This window comes from Bradyrhizobium jicamae, assembly GCF_001440395.1.
GTDB classification, from domain to species: Bacteria; Pseudomonadota; Alphaproteobacteria; order Rhizobiales; family Xanthobacteraceae; genus Bradyrhizobium; species Bradyrhizobium jicamae.
This window is the reverse complement of the sequence record NZ_LLXZ01000120.1, coordinates 12,627-29,491: the sequence shown is the minus strand read 5'-3', so window position 1 is coordinate 29,491 and position 16,865 is coordinate 12,627. Positions and strand designations below refer to the sequence as shown.

General features: G+C 63.0%; 13 protein-coding genes. 5 read left to right on the top strand and 8 right to left on the bottom strand.

Features of this window, described 5'->3' with window-relative positions; translation table 11 throughout:
- Nucleotides 1-12: 12 nt before the first annotated feature.
- Both CQ12_RS19655 and CQ12_RS19650 read right to left on the bottom strand, forming a co-directional pair.
- Nucleotides 13-2,331 (bottom strand): xanthine dehydrogenase family protein molybdopterin-binding subunit, encoded by a 2,319-nt coding sequence (locus CQ12_RS19655; RefSeq protein ID WP_057836954.1) that lies wholly within the window; start codon nt 2,329-2,331, stop codon nt 13-15.
- 2 nt (nt 2,332-2,333) lie between these two features.
- Complete coding sequence (locus tag CQ12_RS19650) at nt 2,334-2,786, bottom strand: (2Fe-2S)-binding protein (RefSeq protein ID WP_057836953.1); 453 nt, start codon at nt 2,784-2,786, stop codon at nt 2,334-2,336.
- Nucleotides 2,787-3,470: 684 nt separating this feature from the next.
- Between CQ12_RS19650 and CQ12_RS19645 the strand changes: the two genes are divergently transcribed.
- The gene (locus tag CQ12_RS19645; protein ID WP_198164209.1) at nt 3,471-4,058 is read left to right on the top strand and encodes a QcrA and Rieske domain-containing protein; all 588 of its coding nucleotides are present in this window, start codon (nt 3,471-3,473) and stop codon (nt 4,056-4,058) included.
- 77 nt (nt 4,059-4,135) lie between these two features.
- The gene (locus tag CQ12_RS19640; RefSeq protein WP_157088341.1) at nt 4,136-5,857 is read left to right on the top strand and encodes a methanol/ethanol family PQQ-dependent dehydrogenase; all 1,722 of its coding nucleotides are present in this window, start codon (nt 4,136-4,138) and stop codon (nt 5,855-5,857) included.
- Nucleotides 5,858-5,945: 88 nt separating this feature from the next.
- Here the strand turns inward: CQ12_RS19640 and CQ12_RS19635 are convergent, their stop codons facing one another.
- The 6 genes from CQ12_RS19635 to CQ12_RS19610 all read right to left on the bottom strand — a co-directional run bounded on the left by CQ12_RS19635 (nt 5,946) and on the right by CQ12_RS19610 (nt 12,213).
- Entirely contained in the window at nt 5,946-7,229 is a 1,284-nt protein-coding gene (locus CQ12_RS19635) for a cystathionine gamma-synthase family protein (protein ID WP_057836950.1), read from the bottom strand.
- 178 nt (nt 7,230-7,407) lie between these two features.
- The gene (locus CQ12_RS19630; RefSeq protein ID WP_057837093.1) at nt 7,408-8,193 is read right to left on the bottom strand and encodes an ABC transporter ATP-binding protein; all 786 of its coding nucleotides are present in this window, start codon (nt 8,191-8,193) and stop codon (nt 7,408-7,410) included.
- Nucleotides 8,190-8,963 carry an ABC transporter permease gene (locus CQ12_RS19625; protein ID WP_057837092.1) on the bottom strand — a complete coding sequence of 258 codons (774 nt, stop codon included), beginning with the start codon at nt 8,961-8,963 and terminating at the stop codon, nt 8,190-8,192. The genes CQ12_RS19630 and CQ12_RS19625 overlap by 4 nt, the downstream gene beginning before the upstream one ends.
- An 89-nt stretch (nt 8,964-9,052) precedes the next feature.
- Nucleotides 9,053-9,997 carry an ABC transporter substrate-binding protein gene (locus CQ12_RS19620; RefSeq protein WP_057836949.1) on the bottom strand — a complete coding sequence of 315 codons (945 nt, stop codon included), beginning with the start codon at nt 9,995-9,997 and terminating at the stop codon, nt 9,053-9,055.
- 117 nt (nt 9,998-10,114) lie between these two features.
- Nucleotides 10,115-10,858, bottom strand: coding sequence for a histidine utilization transcriptional repressor HutC (hutC, locus tag CQ12_RS19615; RefSeq protein WP_057836948.1), 744 nt, complete (start codon nt 10,856-10,858; stop codon nt 10,115-10,117).
- Nucleotides 10,855-12,213 (bottom strand): formimidoylglutamate deiminase, encoded by a 1,359-nt coding sequence (locus CQ12_RS19610; protein WP_057836947.1) that lies wholly within the window; start codon nt 12,211-12,213, stop codon nt 10,855-10,857. Before CQ12_RS19610 ends, hutC begins: the two co-directional genes overlap by 4 nt.
- 87 nt (nt 12,214-12,300) lie before the next feature.
- Here CQ12_RS19610 and hutI point away from each other — a divergent pair, with 87 nt between their 5' ends.
- Genes hutI through hutU form a run of 3 tightly spaced genes read left to right on the top strand, consistent with a single transcriptional unit; the run spans nt 12,301 to nt 16,756 of the window.
- On the top strand, nt 12,301-13,515 hold the full coding sequence (gene hutI, locus CQ12_RS19605) for an imidazolonepropionase (RefSeq protein WP_057836946.1): 1,215 nt from the start codon (nt 12,301-12,303) through the stop codon (nt 13,513-13,515).
- Entirely contained in the window at nt 13,512-15,089 is a 1,578-nt protein-coding gene (hutH, locus tag CQ12_RS19600; RefSeq protein ID WP_057836945.1) for a histidine ammonia-lyase, read from the top strand. Before hutI ends, hutH begins: the two co-directional genes overlap by 4 nt.
- Nucleotides 15,086-16,756: a urocanate hydratase gene (hutU, locus tag CQ12_RS19595; RefSeq protein WP_057836944.1), complete on the top strand. Its 1,671-nt coding sequence runs from the start codon at nt 15,086-15,088 to the stop codon at nt 16,754-16,756. The genes hutH and hutU overlap by 4 nt, the downstream gene beginning before the upstream one ends.
- Nucleotides 16,757-16,865: the final 109 nt, after the last annotated feature.

Below are 16,865 nucleotides of genomic sequence, written 5' to 3'. Positions count from 1 at the left end.
CTAACGTTCCTCTTACGCCTCCAATTGCTTGCCGATCGGCAGGGCGCGGATACGCTTGCCGGTCGCGGCGAAGATCGCGTTGATCAGCGCCGGCGCAAACGGCGGCACACCCGGCTCGCCGACGCCGCTGGGTGGCGTATCGGGACCGGGAGGCACGATGTAGACGTTCGTCACGGCAGGGGACTCGTCCATCCGGATCACCGGGAAATCGTCGAAATTGCCCTGCTGCACCTTGCCGTCCTTGAAGGTGATCGCGCCATGCTTGGCGAGGCTCAGGCCCATGATCGCGGTCCCCTCGATCTGCGACTGGATCCGCTCCGGATTGACGAAAGTTCCGCAATCGATGGCGGTATCGACCCGGGGCACGGTGAGCTTGCCCTTGTCGTCAACGGCGACCTCGACGATGGTCGCTATATAGCTGACGAAGCTGCGATGCGCGGCTATGCCGAGCCCGTGCCCCTTGGGAACGGATCGTCCCCAACCGCCCTTTTCCGCGACCAGTTCGACGACCTTGCGAAGACGCGCGGTGTCGATCGGATAGCTCTCATAGGGCTCGCCGTAGTTCCAGAGGTCTTTCACCGAATCGAGTTTGACGATCCGCGGAGAGCCGATCAGTTCCAGCAGCATGTCCTTTGGATCGCGCTTGGTGGCGAGCGCGAGTTCGGCCACCATCGACTGCACCGCGAAGGCGCGCGGGATATTCGACACCGAGCGGAACCAGCCGATACGGGTATGCGCGGCCGCTTCCGGATTCTCGCACTGCACGTTGGCGATCTCGAAGGGCATGTCGACCAGCCCCATGCCGAGTTCGAACGGCGCCTGATGCACTGCACCAGCGGCAAACGTCGAGGCGATGCTCGGCGCGACGCTGCGATGCCGCCAGGCCGTCACCTTGCCGTTCTTGTCGAGGCCGGCCTCGATGCGTTCCACCGACACGGTGTGCAGGAAGCCGTTGCGAACGTCGTCTTCCCGCGTCCACTGCACTTTGACGGGGGCGCCGAGTTCCTTTGAAAGCAGGGCGGCCTCGATGGCGAAATCGCACTTCGACTTGCGCCCGAAACCGCCTCCGAGCAGGGTGACGTTGACGGTGACATTCTCCTGGGGAATGCCCAGCGTCTTGGCGACGTCCTCCCGCGTTCCGCCGGCGCTTTGCACCGGTCCCCAGATCTCGGCCTTATCGCCCTTGACGTCGGCGACTGCAGCCGGCGGCTCCATGGCGACGTGGGCGAGATGCGGCAGGTAATACTCACCTACGATCACCTTGTCGGCGCCCTTCAAGGCGGCTTCCACGTCTCCCTCCTTGCGTACCACCAGGCCCGGCTTGCGTGCGGCTTCCTCCAGTTGGGCCCGGTAGGCGACCGACTCGTATTTGCCGTTGGCGCCGTCGTCCCAGACGATCTTCAAGGCATCGCGGCCCTTGATCGCCGCGCCGGTGTTGCGCGCGATCACGGCGACGCCGCCGAGCGGCTGGAATTTTGAAGGCCACGGCCAGCCCTTGACTTCCATGACCTTCTCGACGCCGGACACCTTCATCGCCGCCGCCCCGTCAAACGAGGCGACCTTGCCGCCGGTCACCGGCGGCCGGGCAATGACGGCGTATTTCATCCCGGGCAGGCGGACGTCGGCGCCGTAACGCGCGGTGCCTACCGTGATGTCACGAAGGTCGACCATGCTGATCTGGCCTTTGCCCAGATAGCGGAAATCCTTCGGGTCTTTCAGCTTCAGGCCTTCGACACTCGGTACCGACTGCTTGGCGGCATCGGCTGCCAGATCGCCGAAGCCGATGCGCCGTCCGCTGGCGCTGTGGACGACCTCGTGATTTACCGCCTTCACTTCGGTCGCCGGCACGCCCCAGCGGTTTGCTGCTGCGGTTTCGAGCATCGTGCGGGCGGAAGCGCCGATCTGGCGCATCGGCATCAGGTAGTGCCGCGTGCTGCGCGATCCGTCGGTGTCCTGGTTGCCGAATTTGACCTCGTCGCCATGGGCCTGCTGGACGCGAACGCGCGACCAGTCGGCCTCCATCTCTTCGGCAACGATCATGGGCAGGCTGGTGCGGACACCGGTTCCCATCTCGGCGCGGTGCGCGACGATCGTGACGATGCCATCAGGTGCGATGGCGACGAACACGCGCGGATCCACCACGGTGCCGTGCGGCATCTCGCCTGCGCCGGTCTTATACGCGGCAAGGCCGGGGCGGGACATCACGGGAGCAGCCAGAACGAAGCCTCCGGCGAGCCCGAGGCCCTTCAGGATGCTACGACGTGAAACGTTGTCGACTTTGACATATCGCTCAAAGCCACGGAGCTTTTTGGGGTTGGTGATGATGTTCATGATCAGACCCCCGTCGAAGCGAGGTGAACCGCGTTTTCGATGCGCTGATAGCAGCCGCAGCGGCAAATGTTGCCCGCCATCGCCTCGCGTATCTGGTCGTGGCTGGGTTTTGGATTCTCCAGCAGTAGCGCAGCCGCCTGCATGATCTGGCCGACCTGGCAGAAGCCGCATTGCGGAACATTGAGCTGGCGCCACGCTTTCTGAACCGCGTGGTCGCCCGTCGGATGAAGACCTTCGATCGTCGTGACCTCCCGACCGACCACGTCGGAAACCGACGTGATGCAGGCGCGTACCGCCTGCTTGTCGACGATCACGGTACAAGCGCCGCAAAGCGCCTGTCCGCAGCCGTATTTCGTGCCCGTCAGTCCGGCTTCATCGCGGAGGAACCAGAGCAGCGGAAGATCGGGATCGCCATCCCAGTTCTTTTGCTGGCCGTTAATCTTCAAAGTAATCATGATCGAGCCTCGCACTTCGTAAGCTGCTGATGGTTGCTACGACGTGAGCGACAACACTCCTGCTGACCGCACGACGCCGCTGCTTCGAAATTCCTTGCTGTCTGGCTGGGATTTCTGTGAGCCATCCTCCTGATCGTTATTGTTGGCTGTTGTTCAGTAGGCCGCGCTTTTCGATCACTACCACAAGGCGTCTACATTTTGCTTCCGCATGTTTGGCGAAAGCGGGGCGTTGCCAAAGAATTGAATTTGGTAAGCGACGCTGACGCAGTGAGAGCGGGAATGGGCAATTCGCGTCAAACTTAACGCGTTTCCGTCGGGACAAAATGGAAGATCGTCTCTTCAACGTCGTGTTGCCAGCATGGACTTGCATCGTGCGCGCATTGGACGCTGGCGTGGCGCCGCTCGCATGCCCGTAACGCACTGCACATCACCAAAGGCTGAGCTGTTCTGCAAAATACGCATGAGGCGTCGAGCTGCAATGGCAGCCTCAGGAAATGCGAAGGACGCTTACTGTTACGGGCACTTGTTGCAATCGTTGACACCTGACGAACGCAAGGATTGCTCAAAACACAATTTTCCTGTCGCCATTTTTTTGACCGACTCTCTCCTTCAGGTTGAGTGATGTGCAAATCAGATCAGGCAACAACGTCGATCACACGCACAGACGCGGAGCTCGTGACGGCGATGTGTCAGGATCCGACGCGGCGCGCACTCATCTTGACCGCACTCGCCACCGGGGCCTGCCTGGCGTCGGTAAGGCCCTCCATTGCGCAGGAAGATTTACCTGGAAGCAACGAGCGGCCTCAGAAGGGCGACGTTCTGGTTTTCGCCGAAGGGGATCGTGCGGGCGAGGTGATCAAGCCGCAGGATCTGCAGACTGGCGGCCCGCCGGTTCGGGCCTGGCCAAGGGATCCCAAGACATCGGTCGTGCGCAAGGGCTCGCGCCTGAACGAGATACTCGTCGTCAAACTGGAACCCGCCGAGCTGGATGAAGAGACGCGTTCGCGCGCCGCCGGCGGCGTCGTGGCCTATTCGGCAATCTGCGTCCATACCGGTTGTCCGGTCACTGCGTGGGTAAAGGCGGCAGGCGGCGACAAGGACGTGTTCAAATGCGTTTGCCATAATTCGGAGTTTGACCCCAGGCAAAGCGCACAGGTCGTGTTTGGACCGGCGCCGCGGCGCCTGCCGGCACTTCCGTTGGCAACGGACGCCGGTCCACTGACGGTGGCTGCGGCATTCATTGGAAAGGTGGGCGCGCAGCAGTCGAGGTGACGGTGGGCGGCCGTCTCGATCCACGACGAAGAAAAAGCAGAATTCGTGAGATGAAAACAAAAAGGGGAGGTTGCGCTATGGTCTTGAAGCAATGGCTTTTGTCCGGTTTGCTCGCGTCCACATGCCTCGTTTCGATCGCTGCCGCCGGCCCGATCGAGAACTACAGCCCGGTAACCACCGAACGGCTCAAGAATCCCGAGCCCGGCAACTGGATGCATTATCGCCGGACCTATGACGGGCAGGGCTACAGCACGCTCGACCAGATCAACACTTCGAACGTGAAAAATCTGGTGCCGGTGTGGACGTTCTCGACCGGCGTGGTCGAGGGACACCAGGCGCCGCCGATCATCAACAATGGCGTGATGTTCGTCTCAACGCCGGAGGGGCAGGTGATCGCGCTCAACGCCAAGACCGGCGATGAGTACTGGCGATACAAACGCCAGCTTCCCGAAGATCTCTTCCAGTTGCATCCCACCAACCGCGGCGTCGGGTTGTGGGAGGACAAGCTGTATCTCGCCACGACGGACGACCATCTGGTCGCGCTCGATGCCAAGACCGGCAAAGTGGTCTGGGACACCAAGGTTCAGGACTACAAGAAGGGGCAGTATTTGACCCTGATGCCGCTGGTCGTGGACGGCAAGGTGATCGTCGGCGGCTCCGGCGGCGAATTCGGCATCCGCGGTTATATCGTTGCCTACGATGCCAACACGGGCAAGGAACTGTGGCGAACCTTCACCATTCCCGGCCCGGGCGAGCCCGGCCATGATACGTGGAGCGGCGACGACTGGAAAACCGGAGGCGCGCCGGCGTGGATGACAGGCACGTACGATGTGGACGCCAGAACGGTCTACTGGGGCACCGGCAATGCCGCGCCCTGGCCGGGTGAAACCCATCCCGGCGACAATCTCTACTCGACGTCGGTGCTCGCGCTCGATCCCGACAGCGGCAAGATGAAATCATATTTCCAGTACCATCAAAATGATTCCTGGGACTGGGACGAGGTGGACGCTCCAATGCTGATCGACCTGCAAAGGGACGGTCGCACCATCAAGAGCCTGATTCATCCAGGCCGCAACGCGATCTTCTGGGTGCTTGAGCGCAAGCCGGAGGGCATCAAATACGTCGCCGGCTGGCCTTTCGTTTATACCAATGTCTGGAAGAGCATCGATGCCAACGGCAAGCCGATTGCCGATCCGGCCCACAAGCCGGGAGTTGGCAAGCGGGTTGAATTCTGTCCGTCATTGTGGGGCGGCAAGGATTGGCCGTCGGCGGCATATAGTCAGAAAACCGGATTGGTCTACGTTCCCGCCAACGAGAATTTCTGCGGCGGCTTTACGGGGGAAAAACTGCCGCTGGTTCCCGGCAAGCTTTGGCTCGGGACCAAGCCCGAGGATATCGGTTTGACGCCCCGTCCCGGCGCTACACACTTTGGTGAACTGCAAGCGTGGGATCCGGCCACGGGCAAGAAGGTCTGGTCGCATAATTTTCCGAAGTCACAACTGTTCGGTTCGGTGACCGCTACCGCTGGCGACCTCATCTTTGTCGGCGGCACCAATGACCGGATGTTCCGTGCCTTCCATGCCAAGACCGGTGAACTGCTTTGGGAGCAAAAAACCAACTCCGGGATCGTGGGCATGCCGATCGCGTATGAGGTGGACGGCACGCAGTATATTGCCGTCCAGTCTGGCTGGGGCGTCGACGCGCAGCGCATTCAGGACGCATTGGTGGGCAAGGTCCCCGGCCTGGAGAACAACGTGCCGCAAGGCGGCGTCGTCTGGGTGTTCGCTGTCAAGAAGTGACGGTGAGCGGTCGCGTCGGTCGTCTGGCTGCTGCGGCGGCAGCAGCGAGGCGCTGGCGCGATCCAGTCCTCTCATGCGTGGCGGACGGCTATGCCTCGTTCAAGGCTTGCGCGAGATCCGCGATCAGGTCGGAGGGATGCTCGATGCCGATCGACAGCCGGATCGTGCAGTCCAGAACGCCGATTTTCTGGCGGATGTCGGCCGGCACGCCGGAGTGGGTCATGCTTGCGGGCAGGCTGGCAAGCGATTCGGTGCCGCCCAGGCTCACCGCCAGCTTGAAGATCTGCAACGCGTTGAGGAACTTTGAAGCGGCCGCCTGGCCGCCGACAATGTCGAACGAGAATGTGGAGCCTGCGCCGCTGCATTGGCGCGCGAACAGACGGCCGGCGACGGACTCCGGTTCGTGGTGAGCGAGGTAATGGACCTTCGCCACCTTGTCGTGGTCGCGCAGGTAGTCCGCCACGAGCCGCGCGTTTCGGTCTGCTTTTTCCATGCGCAGGCTCAGCGTCTCGAGCGATCGGCCGATCATCCAGCAGGAGTGCGGATCGAGCTGGGTGCCGATGGCGCTTCGCAATGCCTTGATATCCTTCAAGATGGCTTTTGAGCCGATCGCCGCGCCCGCGATCAGGTCGGAATGACCACCGACATATTTGGTCAGCGAGTACACCGATAGATCAGCGCCATGTTCGATCGGCCGCTGAAACACCGGCCCGAGCAAGGTATTGTCGCACGCAATGATCGGCGTGTGCCGCTGGGTCTGCCCGATCATGTCGGCAACGCGTCGGATCATCGCGACATCGACCAGTCCATTGGTGGGGTTTGCCGGCGTTTCGATGAAAATCATCGCGACCCGGCCTTTCTGCATGGCGTTCTCCGCCGCCAGCCTCACTGCAGTTTCATCGAGGCCGTCGGCAAAGCCCACGGCGCCGATCGAGAGATTCGCAAGCGTCTTCGCAAGCAGGGTCTCCGTTCCGCCATAGAGCGGCTGAGAGTGCAGAATGACGTCGCCGGGGCGGACGAAAGCCAGGATCGTGGTCGAAATCGCAGCCATGCCCGAAGAGAACAGCGCGCAATTCTCGGCTCGCTCGTAGACAGCGAGCCTGTCTTCGACGATCTCGCTGTTGGGGTGATTGAAGCGCGAATAAACCAGCCCCGCGCCCATCCCCTCCGGGGGCTCGCGCCGGCCCGAGACGAAATCGAAAAAATCCTGTCCGTCTTCGGCAGTGCGGAAGACGAAGGTCGAGGTCAGGAAGACCGGTGGCTTGACGGCGCCCTCCGACAGTTGCGGATCGTAGCCGTAATTCAGCATCAGCGTTTCCGGATGCAGCATGTGGTTGCCGATGTGGGTCTTCGACGGAAACGGTTTCACCATGGCTGTCTCCCTGTCGGGATGCGGAGCGTCGCACTGCGTTGGAAGTTCGCAATGGCGAGGCAATCAGGAGCGATGGATGCGACGGCATCCAACGAGTCCAGTGCAAGCGGGGATCAGCGTAGCAAAATCCGGGACTGATTTCACCGCGTTCGGGGGCGTATTTCACAGCGCGCGATGGTCAGGCGTGAACCGCAACCTTCAAGGCCTCGGCACGGATCTCTTCGACGAGCCGTTCCTTCAGGCTGACGAATTCAGGCGTGGTCTTGATCTTGTAGGATCGCGGGTGCGGCAGATCGACCGCGATCTCGGCCTTGATGCGGCCGGGACGGGCGCTCATGACGATGACGCGGCTGCCGAGGAAGATCGCTTCCTCGATATCATGCGTGACGAACAGCACGGTCTTCTGGTCGCGTTCCCAGATGCCGAGCAGCATTTCCTGCATTAGCACGCGGGTTTGATTATCCAGCGCGCCGAACGGTTCGTCGAGCAGCAGGATCTTTGGATCGTTGGCCAGGGCCCGCGCAATCGCCGTGCGTTGCTGCATGCCGCCGGAGAGTTGCTTCGGCCAATGATTTTCGAAGCCCTGCAGGCCGACGCGCTGGATGAAACCGTCGGCGATCTTTTCGCGGTCTGCTTCCGAAACCCCGCGCTCGCGCAGGCCGAACGCGATGTTTTCGCGCACGGTCAGCCATGGAAACAGCGTGTAGGACTGAAACACCATGCCGCGATCGGCGCCCGGTCCCGTTACCTCCTGTCCGTCCAGAATGACGCGGCCGCTGGTCGGACGGTCGAGCCCGGCGATGATGCGCAGCAACGTCGATTTTCCGCAGCCCGACGGGCCGAGGATGGTGACGAAGTCATTGTTGCCGACGTCGAGGTCGATTGGCTCCAGCGCGCGCGTCGGCGCATGGCCCTGGCGCGCGGGGAAGGTGCGGGCGACCTGATCGATTCTGAGCTTGGTCATGCCAGCTTCCACGGGAACAGCCAGGCGTTGAACGCCTTGAAAAGAAAGTCCGACACCAGGCCGATCAGCCCGATGACGATGATGCCGAAGATGATCTGGCCGGTGTTGAGCAGGGCCTGGCTGTCGGTGATCATGTGGCCGATGCCCGAGGATGATCCGATCAGCTCGGCGACGATGACATAGGTCCACGCCCAGCCGAGAACGAGCCGAAGGATTTCCGCGACCTCGGGGGCGGAGGAGGGCAGCAGCACCCGGTTGATGATGCCGCGGTCGCTGGCGCCGAGCGTGTAGGCGGCTTCGACGAGGTCGCGCCGGGTGTTTCCGACCGTCACGGTGACCATCAGGATGATCTGGAACACCGAGCCGATGAAGATGACCAGCAGCTTCTGCAACTCGCCGATGCCGGCCCACAGGATCAACAGCGGGATGAAGGCCGAGGCGGGCAAATAACGGGCGAACGAGACGAACGGCTCCAGGAAGGCTTCGATCGGCTTGTAGGCGCCCATCAGGACGCCGAGCGGCACGGCGATGATGGCCGCCAGCACGAAGCCGCCGACCACCCGCCAGATCGTCATGCCGATGTCGAACAGGAAGCCGTGCTTGGTCAGGAGCTCCCAACCCTCCTGCAGCATGGTCAGCGGGTTGGCGAGAAACGTTTTGGACACGTAGCCGCCAAACGTTGCCCATGCCCATACGGCAACGAACAGGACGAAGAACGCCAGACCATAGGCCGCGCGTTGCTTCGACGTCACAGGATCAAGAGGACGTATCACAGGGCATGTTCCTCAAAGCGGTACGCTGATCGCGGAACGTCCTGCTTCCATCTGTGGAAGCAGGACCAGTGCGGTGTCGACCGAACCTACTTGATGAAGCTCGTATCAACGAGGTCGTCGATCTTCGGAACCGATTTGATGATGCCGATCTCGAGCAGCAGGTCTGCGGCTTCCTTTGTGAACGCCTGCCACTCGCCCGCGAAGAATTTCTGGTTCGCGGCCTTGTCCTGCCAACGCAGATACTTTGCCGAATTGCCGAACTGTTCACCGGTTTGCTTCACGTCCGACCCCATGATTTCGTAGGACTTGGCCTGATCCTTGTCGATCATGGCGACAGCCTCGAAATAGCTGTCGGCCAGTGCTTTCGCGGCTTTCGGATTCTCGGTCAGGAATTTCGGCGTGCAGCCGAACGTGTCCATGATCATCGGGTAGTCGAGCGTGGTCGCGATGATCTTGCCCTTGTCGGGCGCGGCGCGCACGGTCGACAAATAGGGCTCATAGGTCATGGCTGCATCGTTTTGGCCGGACACGAATGCCTGCGCCGCTGCGGCTGGCTCCAAGTTTACCACCGTGACGTCCTTGACCGTAAGGCCATTCTTCTTGAGCATCCATGCGAGGGTGAAATACGGAGCGGTGCCGGGGGCGGACGCGGCGACCGTCTTGCCCTTCAGATCCTTGATCGCCGCGATATCGTTCCGCGTTACCATGCCGTCGGCGCCGTAGCTCTTGTCGAGCTGGAAGATCTGCTTGGTGGCGACGCCATTGGCATTCCAGGATATCCAGGTCTCGACCGTGGTCGCCGCGCACTGGATGTCACCCGAGGCGATGGCCAGGTGCCGATCCTTCTGCGGGATCTTCTTGATCGTTACATCGAGACCGTTCTTCTTGAAGATGCCTGCCTGGTTTGCGAGCGTGAGCGGCGCAAAACCAGTCCATCCGGAGATGCCGATACCGACCTTTACGTCCTGAGCGGCGGCCGGTGCGGCTACTAAGAGAGCGGCGGCTGCCGCGAAAAATCCAAAACTACGCATGGCTATATCCCTTTTGCTGGTTCATGGACTGTGTCTTGGTCTGTTCACGTTTCATCGAACTGATGTACAGAAATGCTGCATGGTCTGTGCCAGATCTTGCGTGCATCATTGTCCCCCTCAGCCGCCTTTGAAGCGGGCAACCAGTTTATGGGAATCGCCCGGATAGAGCAGGCGCACGGCGGTCAGCGGCCGGGCGCTGCGCCAGGTGTGCCGGTCGATCACGAGGCAGGGCGCGCCAATCGCGATGTCGAGCGCCGCCGCTGCCTGCTCGTCAGCCACGATGGCACTGATCGAATGCTCGGCTTCCGTCCATGGCACATGGTGAAGCAGCCACGTGCCGGGCGGCTCGGTCGCAAAATCCGCCGTGGCCGCTTCGGGCACGGCGTCGAGATCGATCAGTCTGTCCTCGATGGCGAACGGCACGTCGTCGGCGCTGTGACGGCACGCAATCGCGATCACCTTGCCGGTTTTGCGTGCGCCAAGGCGGTCGCGGTCGGCGGCGTTTGCGGTGCGCCGCGAGCACTGGAGCAACTCATAGCCGTAACTGCGGCCGAGCGCGCCGATCTCCGCGCGGATGTCGGCGATCTTGAGCACCGCCGACAGAAATGTGGGACGGCGGACGAAGCTGCCGGCCTTGCGCCGCCGCTCGATAAGATCGGCTTGCGCGAGCTCCGACAGCGCCTTGCTCACCGTCATGCGCGAGCAGCCGTAGAGCGACATCAGCTCGTGCTCGTATGGGATGCGATGACCGGGCGGCCATTCTCCAGTCAGGATGCGGCGCTCGATATCGATCCGGATCTGCTTGTACAGCGTCGGCTTGTCGGCCGACTGGGGCTTGCCGCGATCGGTGGCGAGGCTCATGCCACAAGCCTCCGCACTGCTGCGTTGAATGCGAAGCGCGCCTTCTGACGCAGTACATGCCGTCCATTCTCGACGACCTTGGCGCCGCCTGCCCAGACGGTGTCGACGGCGCCCGCGCTCGTCGCAAAAATCCAACCGTCGAGGACGGCGTCGCCGCGGCGTCCGGCGAGTGAGGGATGGGCGGTGTCGAGCGTCACGATGTCGGCGCGCGCGCCTGCCTGGAGTCCGGCGGTTGGCAGTGCGAGCGCCTGGACGCCGCCGGTGAGCGCAGTTTCGAACAGCGCGCGACCGGTCGACAGGCCGGGACCGCCAGACAGCACATTGCGCTCGCGGTGTTTCAAGCGCTGGCCATATTCGAGCTGACGCAGTTCGTCGGTGACGCCGACCAGCACATTGGAGTCGGTACCGATGCCGAACCGTCCGCCGGCGCCAAGGAACTCGCGGGCAGGAAAGATACCGTCGCCAAGGCTCGCTTCGGTGACCGGGCAGAGTCCGGCGACCGCGCCGCTTCCTGCAAGCGCGGTGGTTTCCGCCTCTGTCATATGGGTCGCATGGATGAGGCACCAACGCTGATCGACGGGCGCATGTTCGAGCAACCACTCAACCGGCCGTCGGCCCGACCAGGCGATGCAGTCCTCGACTTCTTTTGTCTGTTCAGCGGCATGGATATGCACCGGTCCGCCTTCGGCCAGTGGCGCGAGGGCCGCGAATTCGTCCGGCATCACGGCGCGCAGGCTGTGCGGCGCGATGCCGACATTGGCGCCGGGCAATGCGCGAACGGCTGACCGTGTCGCGTCGATCAGCTTGGCGAACTGGTCGACCGAGCAGATGAACCGGCGCTGGCCGGCATGCGGGGCCGCGCCACCAAACGAGCCGTGTGCGTAGAAACTCGGCAGCAGTGTCAGCCCGATACCGGCGATTTCGGCGGCCCGCGCAATTCGCGTCGCCATCTCGGCGAGGTTGGCGTATGGCGCGCCGTCGTGGTCGTGATGCAGGTAATGGAACTCGCCGACGCGGGTAAAGCCTTGCTCGAGCATTTCGACATAGAGCAACGTCGCGACGGCTTCGGCGTCTTCCGGCGTCATTTCGAGCGCGAAGCGATACATGGTCTCGCGCCATGTCCAGAACGTATCCGCGGAATCGCCGCGCGTTTCGGCGAGCCCCGCCATTCCGCGCTGGAACGCGTGGCTGTGCAGGCTCGCGATCCCGGGAATGGCGAGCTTGTGGCGTTCGTCGTGCGGGCCCGGCGGAACGCCGGCCGTAACCTTGGTGATGGTCTGATCCGTCACCTCCATTTGCACGTCGTCGGCCCACCCCGAGGGGAGCAGCGCTGATGCGAAATGCAGTGTCGACATGGTTCAAAACCGGCTGGACAGAACACCCGGACGATTTTATGTATAGACATATCGATACGTCAAGCTCCTGCCGCGGAGGAGAACTGCATGGCCGAGCGCTTCGATCGAATCTGGCTCAACGCCCGGCTCGCCACGGTCCGGGAGGATATGCCCGGGCTCGGCGTGATCGAGGACGGCCTGGTCGCCGCGCGCGACGGCCGCATCGCCTTCGCCGGCAGCCGTGCCGAGTTTCCATCGGATGCCGACGCGGCCGAGCGTATCGATTGCGCCGGGCGCTGGATCACGCCGGGATTGGTGGATTGTCATACCCATCTGGTGTTCGGCGGAAACCGCGCGCATGAGTTCGAGCTGCGGCTGCAGGGCGCAAGCTACGAAGAGATCGCGCGCGCCGGCGGCGGTATTGTCTCGACGGTCGCGGCAACGCGGGCGTCCAGCGAGGCCGAGCTTGTGGCCGGCGCGCTGCCAAGGCTCGACGCCCTGATCGGCGAGGGCGTGACGACGCTGGAGATCAAATCCGGCTACGGGCTCAATACCGAAACCGAGATGCGCCAGCTATCGGCGGCGCGTGCGCTGGAGGGCAAGCGGCCGGTCGCGATCAAGACCTCGTTTCTTGGCGCGCACGCGCTACCGCCGGAAGCAGACGGCGACAAAGACCGATATATCGATCTTGTCTGCCGCGAGATGTTGCCGGCAGTGGCGCAGGCGGGACTGGCCGACGCCGTCGACGGCTTCATGGAAGGCATTGCGTTCTTGGGAGAGCAAACGGCGCGGGTATTCCGCGCAGCCAGGGCGCTCGGATTGCCGGTCAAGCTGCATGCGGATCAATTGTCGAACCTCGGCGGTGCCGCGCTTGCCGCGGAATTCTCGGCGTTGTCGGCCGATCATCTGGAGCACACGGATGAGGCCGGCGCCGCGGCGATGGCGCGGGCAGGGACGGTGGCCGTGCTGCTGCCGGGCGCATTCTATTTCATTCGTGAGACCACGAAGCCGCCGGTCGAACTGTTCCGCACGCATGGTGTGAACATGGCGCTTGCCACCGACTGCAACCCCGGCAGTTCGCCGCTGACGTCGCTCCTGCTGGCCATGAATATGGGCGCAACGCTGTTCCGGATGACCGTTGCCGAATGCCTTGCCGGCGTCACGCGGGAAGGGGCACGTGCGCTCGGCATTCTCGGTGAGACCGGTACGCTCGAGGCCGGCAAGTATTGCGATCTCGCGATCTGGGAGATCGACCGGCCGGCGGAGCTCGTTTACCGGATCGGCTTCAATCCGCTGCACCGCCGGGTGTGGAGGGGACAATGAGCGAGCGGAACGCTTCCATTGTCGTTTTACCCGGAAGGGTCAGCCTCGGCGATCTGCAGCAAGTGCTTGCAGGCGCGTCGGTGGTGCTCGATCCGTCATTCTGGCCGCGCGTCGAGGCGGCATCGGCCATTGTTGCGGAAGCCGCGCGCTCGGACGTTCCCGCTTACGGCATCAACACGGGCTTCGGAAAACTGGCGTCGAAGCGTATTCCGCCGGATCAGACGGCGCTGCTGCAACGCAATCTCATCGTGTCGCATTGCTGCGGAGTAGGGCAGCCCACGCCCGAACCGATCGTCCGCCTGATGATGGCGCTCAAGGTCGTCTCGCTGGGACGAGGCGCGTCTGGCGTGCGCCGCGAAATCATCGAGCAACTTCAGGCCATGCTGGCGCGGGGCATTTGTCCGCTGGTGCCGCAGCAGGGATCGGTCGGAGCATCAGGCGACCTGGCGCCGCTGGCGCATATGACCGCCGTCATGATCGGTGAGGGGCAGGCGTTCGTCGGCGGTAACATTGTGCCGGGTCGCGATGCGCTGGCCGCCGCCGATCTCGCGCCGATTAAGCTTGGGCCGAAGGAAGGCCTTGCCCTGATCAATGGCACGCAGTTTTCGACGGCCTATGCCATTTCCGGATTGCTGCGCGCGCATGATCTGGCCTGTGCAGCGCTGGTGACGGGTGCGCTGTCGGTCGATGCGGCCATGGCGTCGACGGCCCCGTTTCGCCCGCAGATTCAGCAGCTACGGGGGCATGCTGGACAAATCGCGGCAGCCGCCGCCCTGATGGCATTGCTCGAGGGCAGCGATATCCGCATGTCGCATCTCGAAGGCGACGAGCGCGTGCAGGATCCCTATTGCCTGCGCTGCCAGCCGCAGGTAGCCGGGGCCGCGCTCGACATTTTGACCCAGGCCGCCCGCACGTTGACGATCGAGGCCAACGCCGTCACCGACAACCCGCTGGTGCTGGTTGAGACCAGAGAGATCGTCTCGGGTGGAAATTTTCACGCGGAGCCGGTCGCCTTTGTCGCCGATCAGATTGCGCTGGCCTTGTCCGAGATCGGCGCGATCAGCGAGCGGCGCATCGCCACGCTGGTCGATCCCGCGCTGAACTTCGGCCTGCCGCCGTTCCTGACCCCCGATCCCGGCGTCAACTCCGGCTTCATGATCGCCGAAGTGACGGCAGCCGCGCTTTTCGCCGAAAACAAGCAGCGTGCCGCGGCCTGTTCGATCGATTCGACGCCGACCAGCGCCAACCAGGAAGATCACGTGTCGATGGCCGCGCATGCGGCGCGCCGATTGTCTGATATGGCGGACAATCTCGCCACCATATTGGGCATCGAGCTCCTGGTTGCGGCGCAAGGCATAGGCCTGCGTGCTCCGCATACGACCAGCGCTGCGCTTGCCGCGGTCATTGCCGTGTTGCGTGAGCAGGTGCCGGCGCTCGGTCACGATCGATATATGGCGGACGATCTGAAGAAGGCCGCGGCGCTGGTCGAAGCCGGCGTATTGCCGGCCGCCGCGATGTCGGTGCTCGAACAGAACCCGTTTCCAATCCTTGCCGAGAGAGGTCATTCGTCATGAACCGCCGACGGGACAACGACCGCACGATCCGGGCGCCCCACGGCTCTGAGATCAGCGCCAGGAGCTGGCTGACGGAAGCGCCGCTCCGAATGCTGATGAACAATCTAGATCCCGATGTTGCCGAACGACCGAGCGAGCTCGTCGTCTACGGCGGAATAGGCCGTGCCGCCCGCGACTGGGAAAGTTTCGACCGCATCGTGGCCTCGCTGCGCAAGCTCGAAGGCGACCAGACGCTGGTGGTGCAGTCGGGCAAGCCGGTCGGAATTTTCCGCACCCATGCCGATGCGCCGCGCGTCCTGATCGCGAACTCGAATCTGGTGCCGCATTGGGCGACGCTCGATCATTTCAATGAGCTCGACAAGGCTGGGTTGATGATGTTCGGTCAGATGACCGCCGGCTCGTGGATTTACATCGGCAGCCAGGGCATCGTGCAGGGGACGTATGAAACCTTTGTCGAGGTCGGACGGCGTCACTACGGCGGCAACCTCGCGGGCAAGTGGATCTTGACGGCAGGTCTTGGCGGGATGGGCGGCGCGCAGCCGCTTGCCGCCACCATGGCCGGGGCGTCGATGCTCGCGATCGAATGCCAGCCGAGCCGCATCGAGATGCGGTTGCGCACGGGTTACCTCGACCGGCAGGCAGGCTCGCTTGACGAGGCCCTCGCGATCATGGTGGAGGCGGCTCAGAGCAAGAAGGCAATTTCGGTCGGCCTGCTCGGCAATGCTGCCGATATCTTTCCCGAGCTGGTGCGCCGCGGCGTCAGGCCCGACATCGTCACCGATCAGACCAGCGCGCACGATCCAATCAACGGCTATTTGCCGAAAGGATGGACGCTCGCCGAGTGGGAGTCGAAACGCGAGGCCGATCCGAAAGCGGTTGAAGCGGCGGCCAAGACCTCCATGGTCGGCCACGTCCAGGCCATGCTGGATTTCCACGCGCAGGGCATTCCCACGCTTGACTACGGCAACAACATTCGCCAGATGGCCAAGGACATGGGACTGAACAACGCGTTCGACTTTCCCGGTTTCGTTCCGGCTTACATCCGTCCCCTGTTCTGCCGCGGTGTTGGCCCGTTCCGCTGGGCGGCGCTATCAGGTGATCCCGAGGACATCTTCCGCACCGACGCCAAGGTGAAGGAGCTGATGCCTGACGACAAGCATCTTCACAACTGGCTCGACATGGCCAAAGCGCGGATCAAGTTCCAGGGACTGCCGGCGCGGATTTGCTGGGTCGGTCTTGGCGATCGTCACCGGCTCGGCATGGCTTTCAATGAAATGGTGGCGAAGGGCGAGTTGAAGGCGCCGATCGTCATCGGCCGCGATCATCTCGATAGCGGCTCGGTTGCGAGTCCGAACCGCGAAACCGAAGCGATGCGCGACGGTTCGGATGCCGTGTCCGACTGGCCGCTGCTCAACGCGCTGCTCAATTGTGCCAGCGGTGCCACCTGGGTTTCGCTGCACCATGGCGGAGGCGTGGGGATCGGTTATTCGCAGCACGCCGGGATGGTCATCGTTGCCGATGGGACTCCGGAGGCTGCGCGCCGTCTCGAACGTGTGCTGTGGAACGACCCGGCGACAGGCGTCATGCGCCATGCCGATGCGGGCTATGAAAGTGCTGTGGCATGTGCCCGCGCCAATGGGTTGGATCTGCCGAGCCTGACCTTGTAGCGCACCGGCTTGGGCACGCGCTTCGCCGGCGTCGTTTGGTTACCCTAAAAAGTGATCAAACGTGATACCGGTGATTTACCATTGGGGGCGCCGTTGGGCCATGGATTCC

Bases quoted from the DNA above. Each gene is read 5' to 3' on its own strand.
- CQ12_RS19655 (WP_057836954.1), bottom strand. From the start codon at position 2,331: ATGAACATCATCACCAACCCCAAAAAGCTCCGTGGCTTTGAGCGATAT.
- CQ12_RS19650 (WP_057836953.1), bottom strand. From the start codon at position 2,786: ATGATTACTTTGAAGATTAACGGCCAGCAAAAGAACTGGGATGGCGAT.
- CQ12_RS19645 (WP_198164209.1), top strand. From the start codon at position 3,471: ATGTGTCAGGATCCGACGCGGCGCGCACTCATCTTGACCGCACTCGCC.
- CQ12_RS19640 (WP_157088341.1), top strand. From the start codon at position 4,136: ATGGTCTTGAAGCAATGGCTTTTGTCCGGTTTGCTCGCGTCCACATGC.
- CQ12_RS19635 (WP_057836950.1), bottom strand. From the start codon at position 7,229: ATGGTGAAACCGTTTCCGTCGAAGACCCACATCGGCAACCACATGCTG.
- CQ12_RS19630 (WP_057837093.1), bottom strand. From the start codon at position 8,193: ATGACCAAGCTCAGAATCGATCAGGTCGCCCGCACCTTCCCCGCGCGC.
- CQ12_RS19620 (WP_057836949.1), bottom strand. From the start codon at position 9,997: ATGCGTAGTTTTGGATTTTTCGCGGCAGCCGCCGCTCTCTTAGTAGCC.
- hutC (WP_057836948.1), bottom strand. From the start codon at position 10,858: ATGAGCCTCGCCACCGATCGCGGCAAGCCCCAGTCGGCCGACAAGCCG.
- CQ12_RS19610 (WP_057836947.1), bottom strand. From the start codon at position 12,213: ATGTCGACACTGCATTTCGCATCAGCGCTGCTCCCCTCGGGGTGGGCC.
- hutI (WP_057836946.1), top strand. From the start codon at position 12,301: ATGGCCGAGCGCTTCGATCGAATCTGGCTCAACGCCCGGCTCGCCACG.
- hutH (WP_057836945.1), top strand. From the start codon at position 13,512: ATGAGCGAGCGGAACGCTTCCATTGTCGTTTTACCCGGAAGGGTCAGC.
- hutU (WP_057836944.1), top strand. From the start codon at position 15,086: ATGAACCGCCGACGGGACAACGACCGCACGATCCGGGCGCCCCACGGC.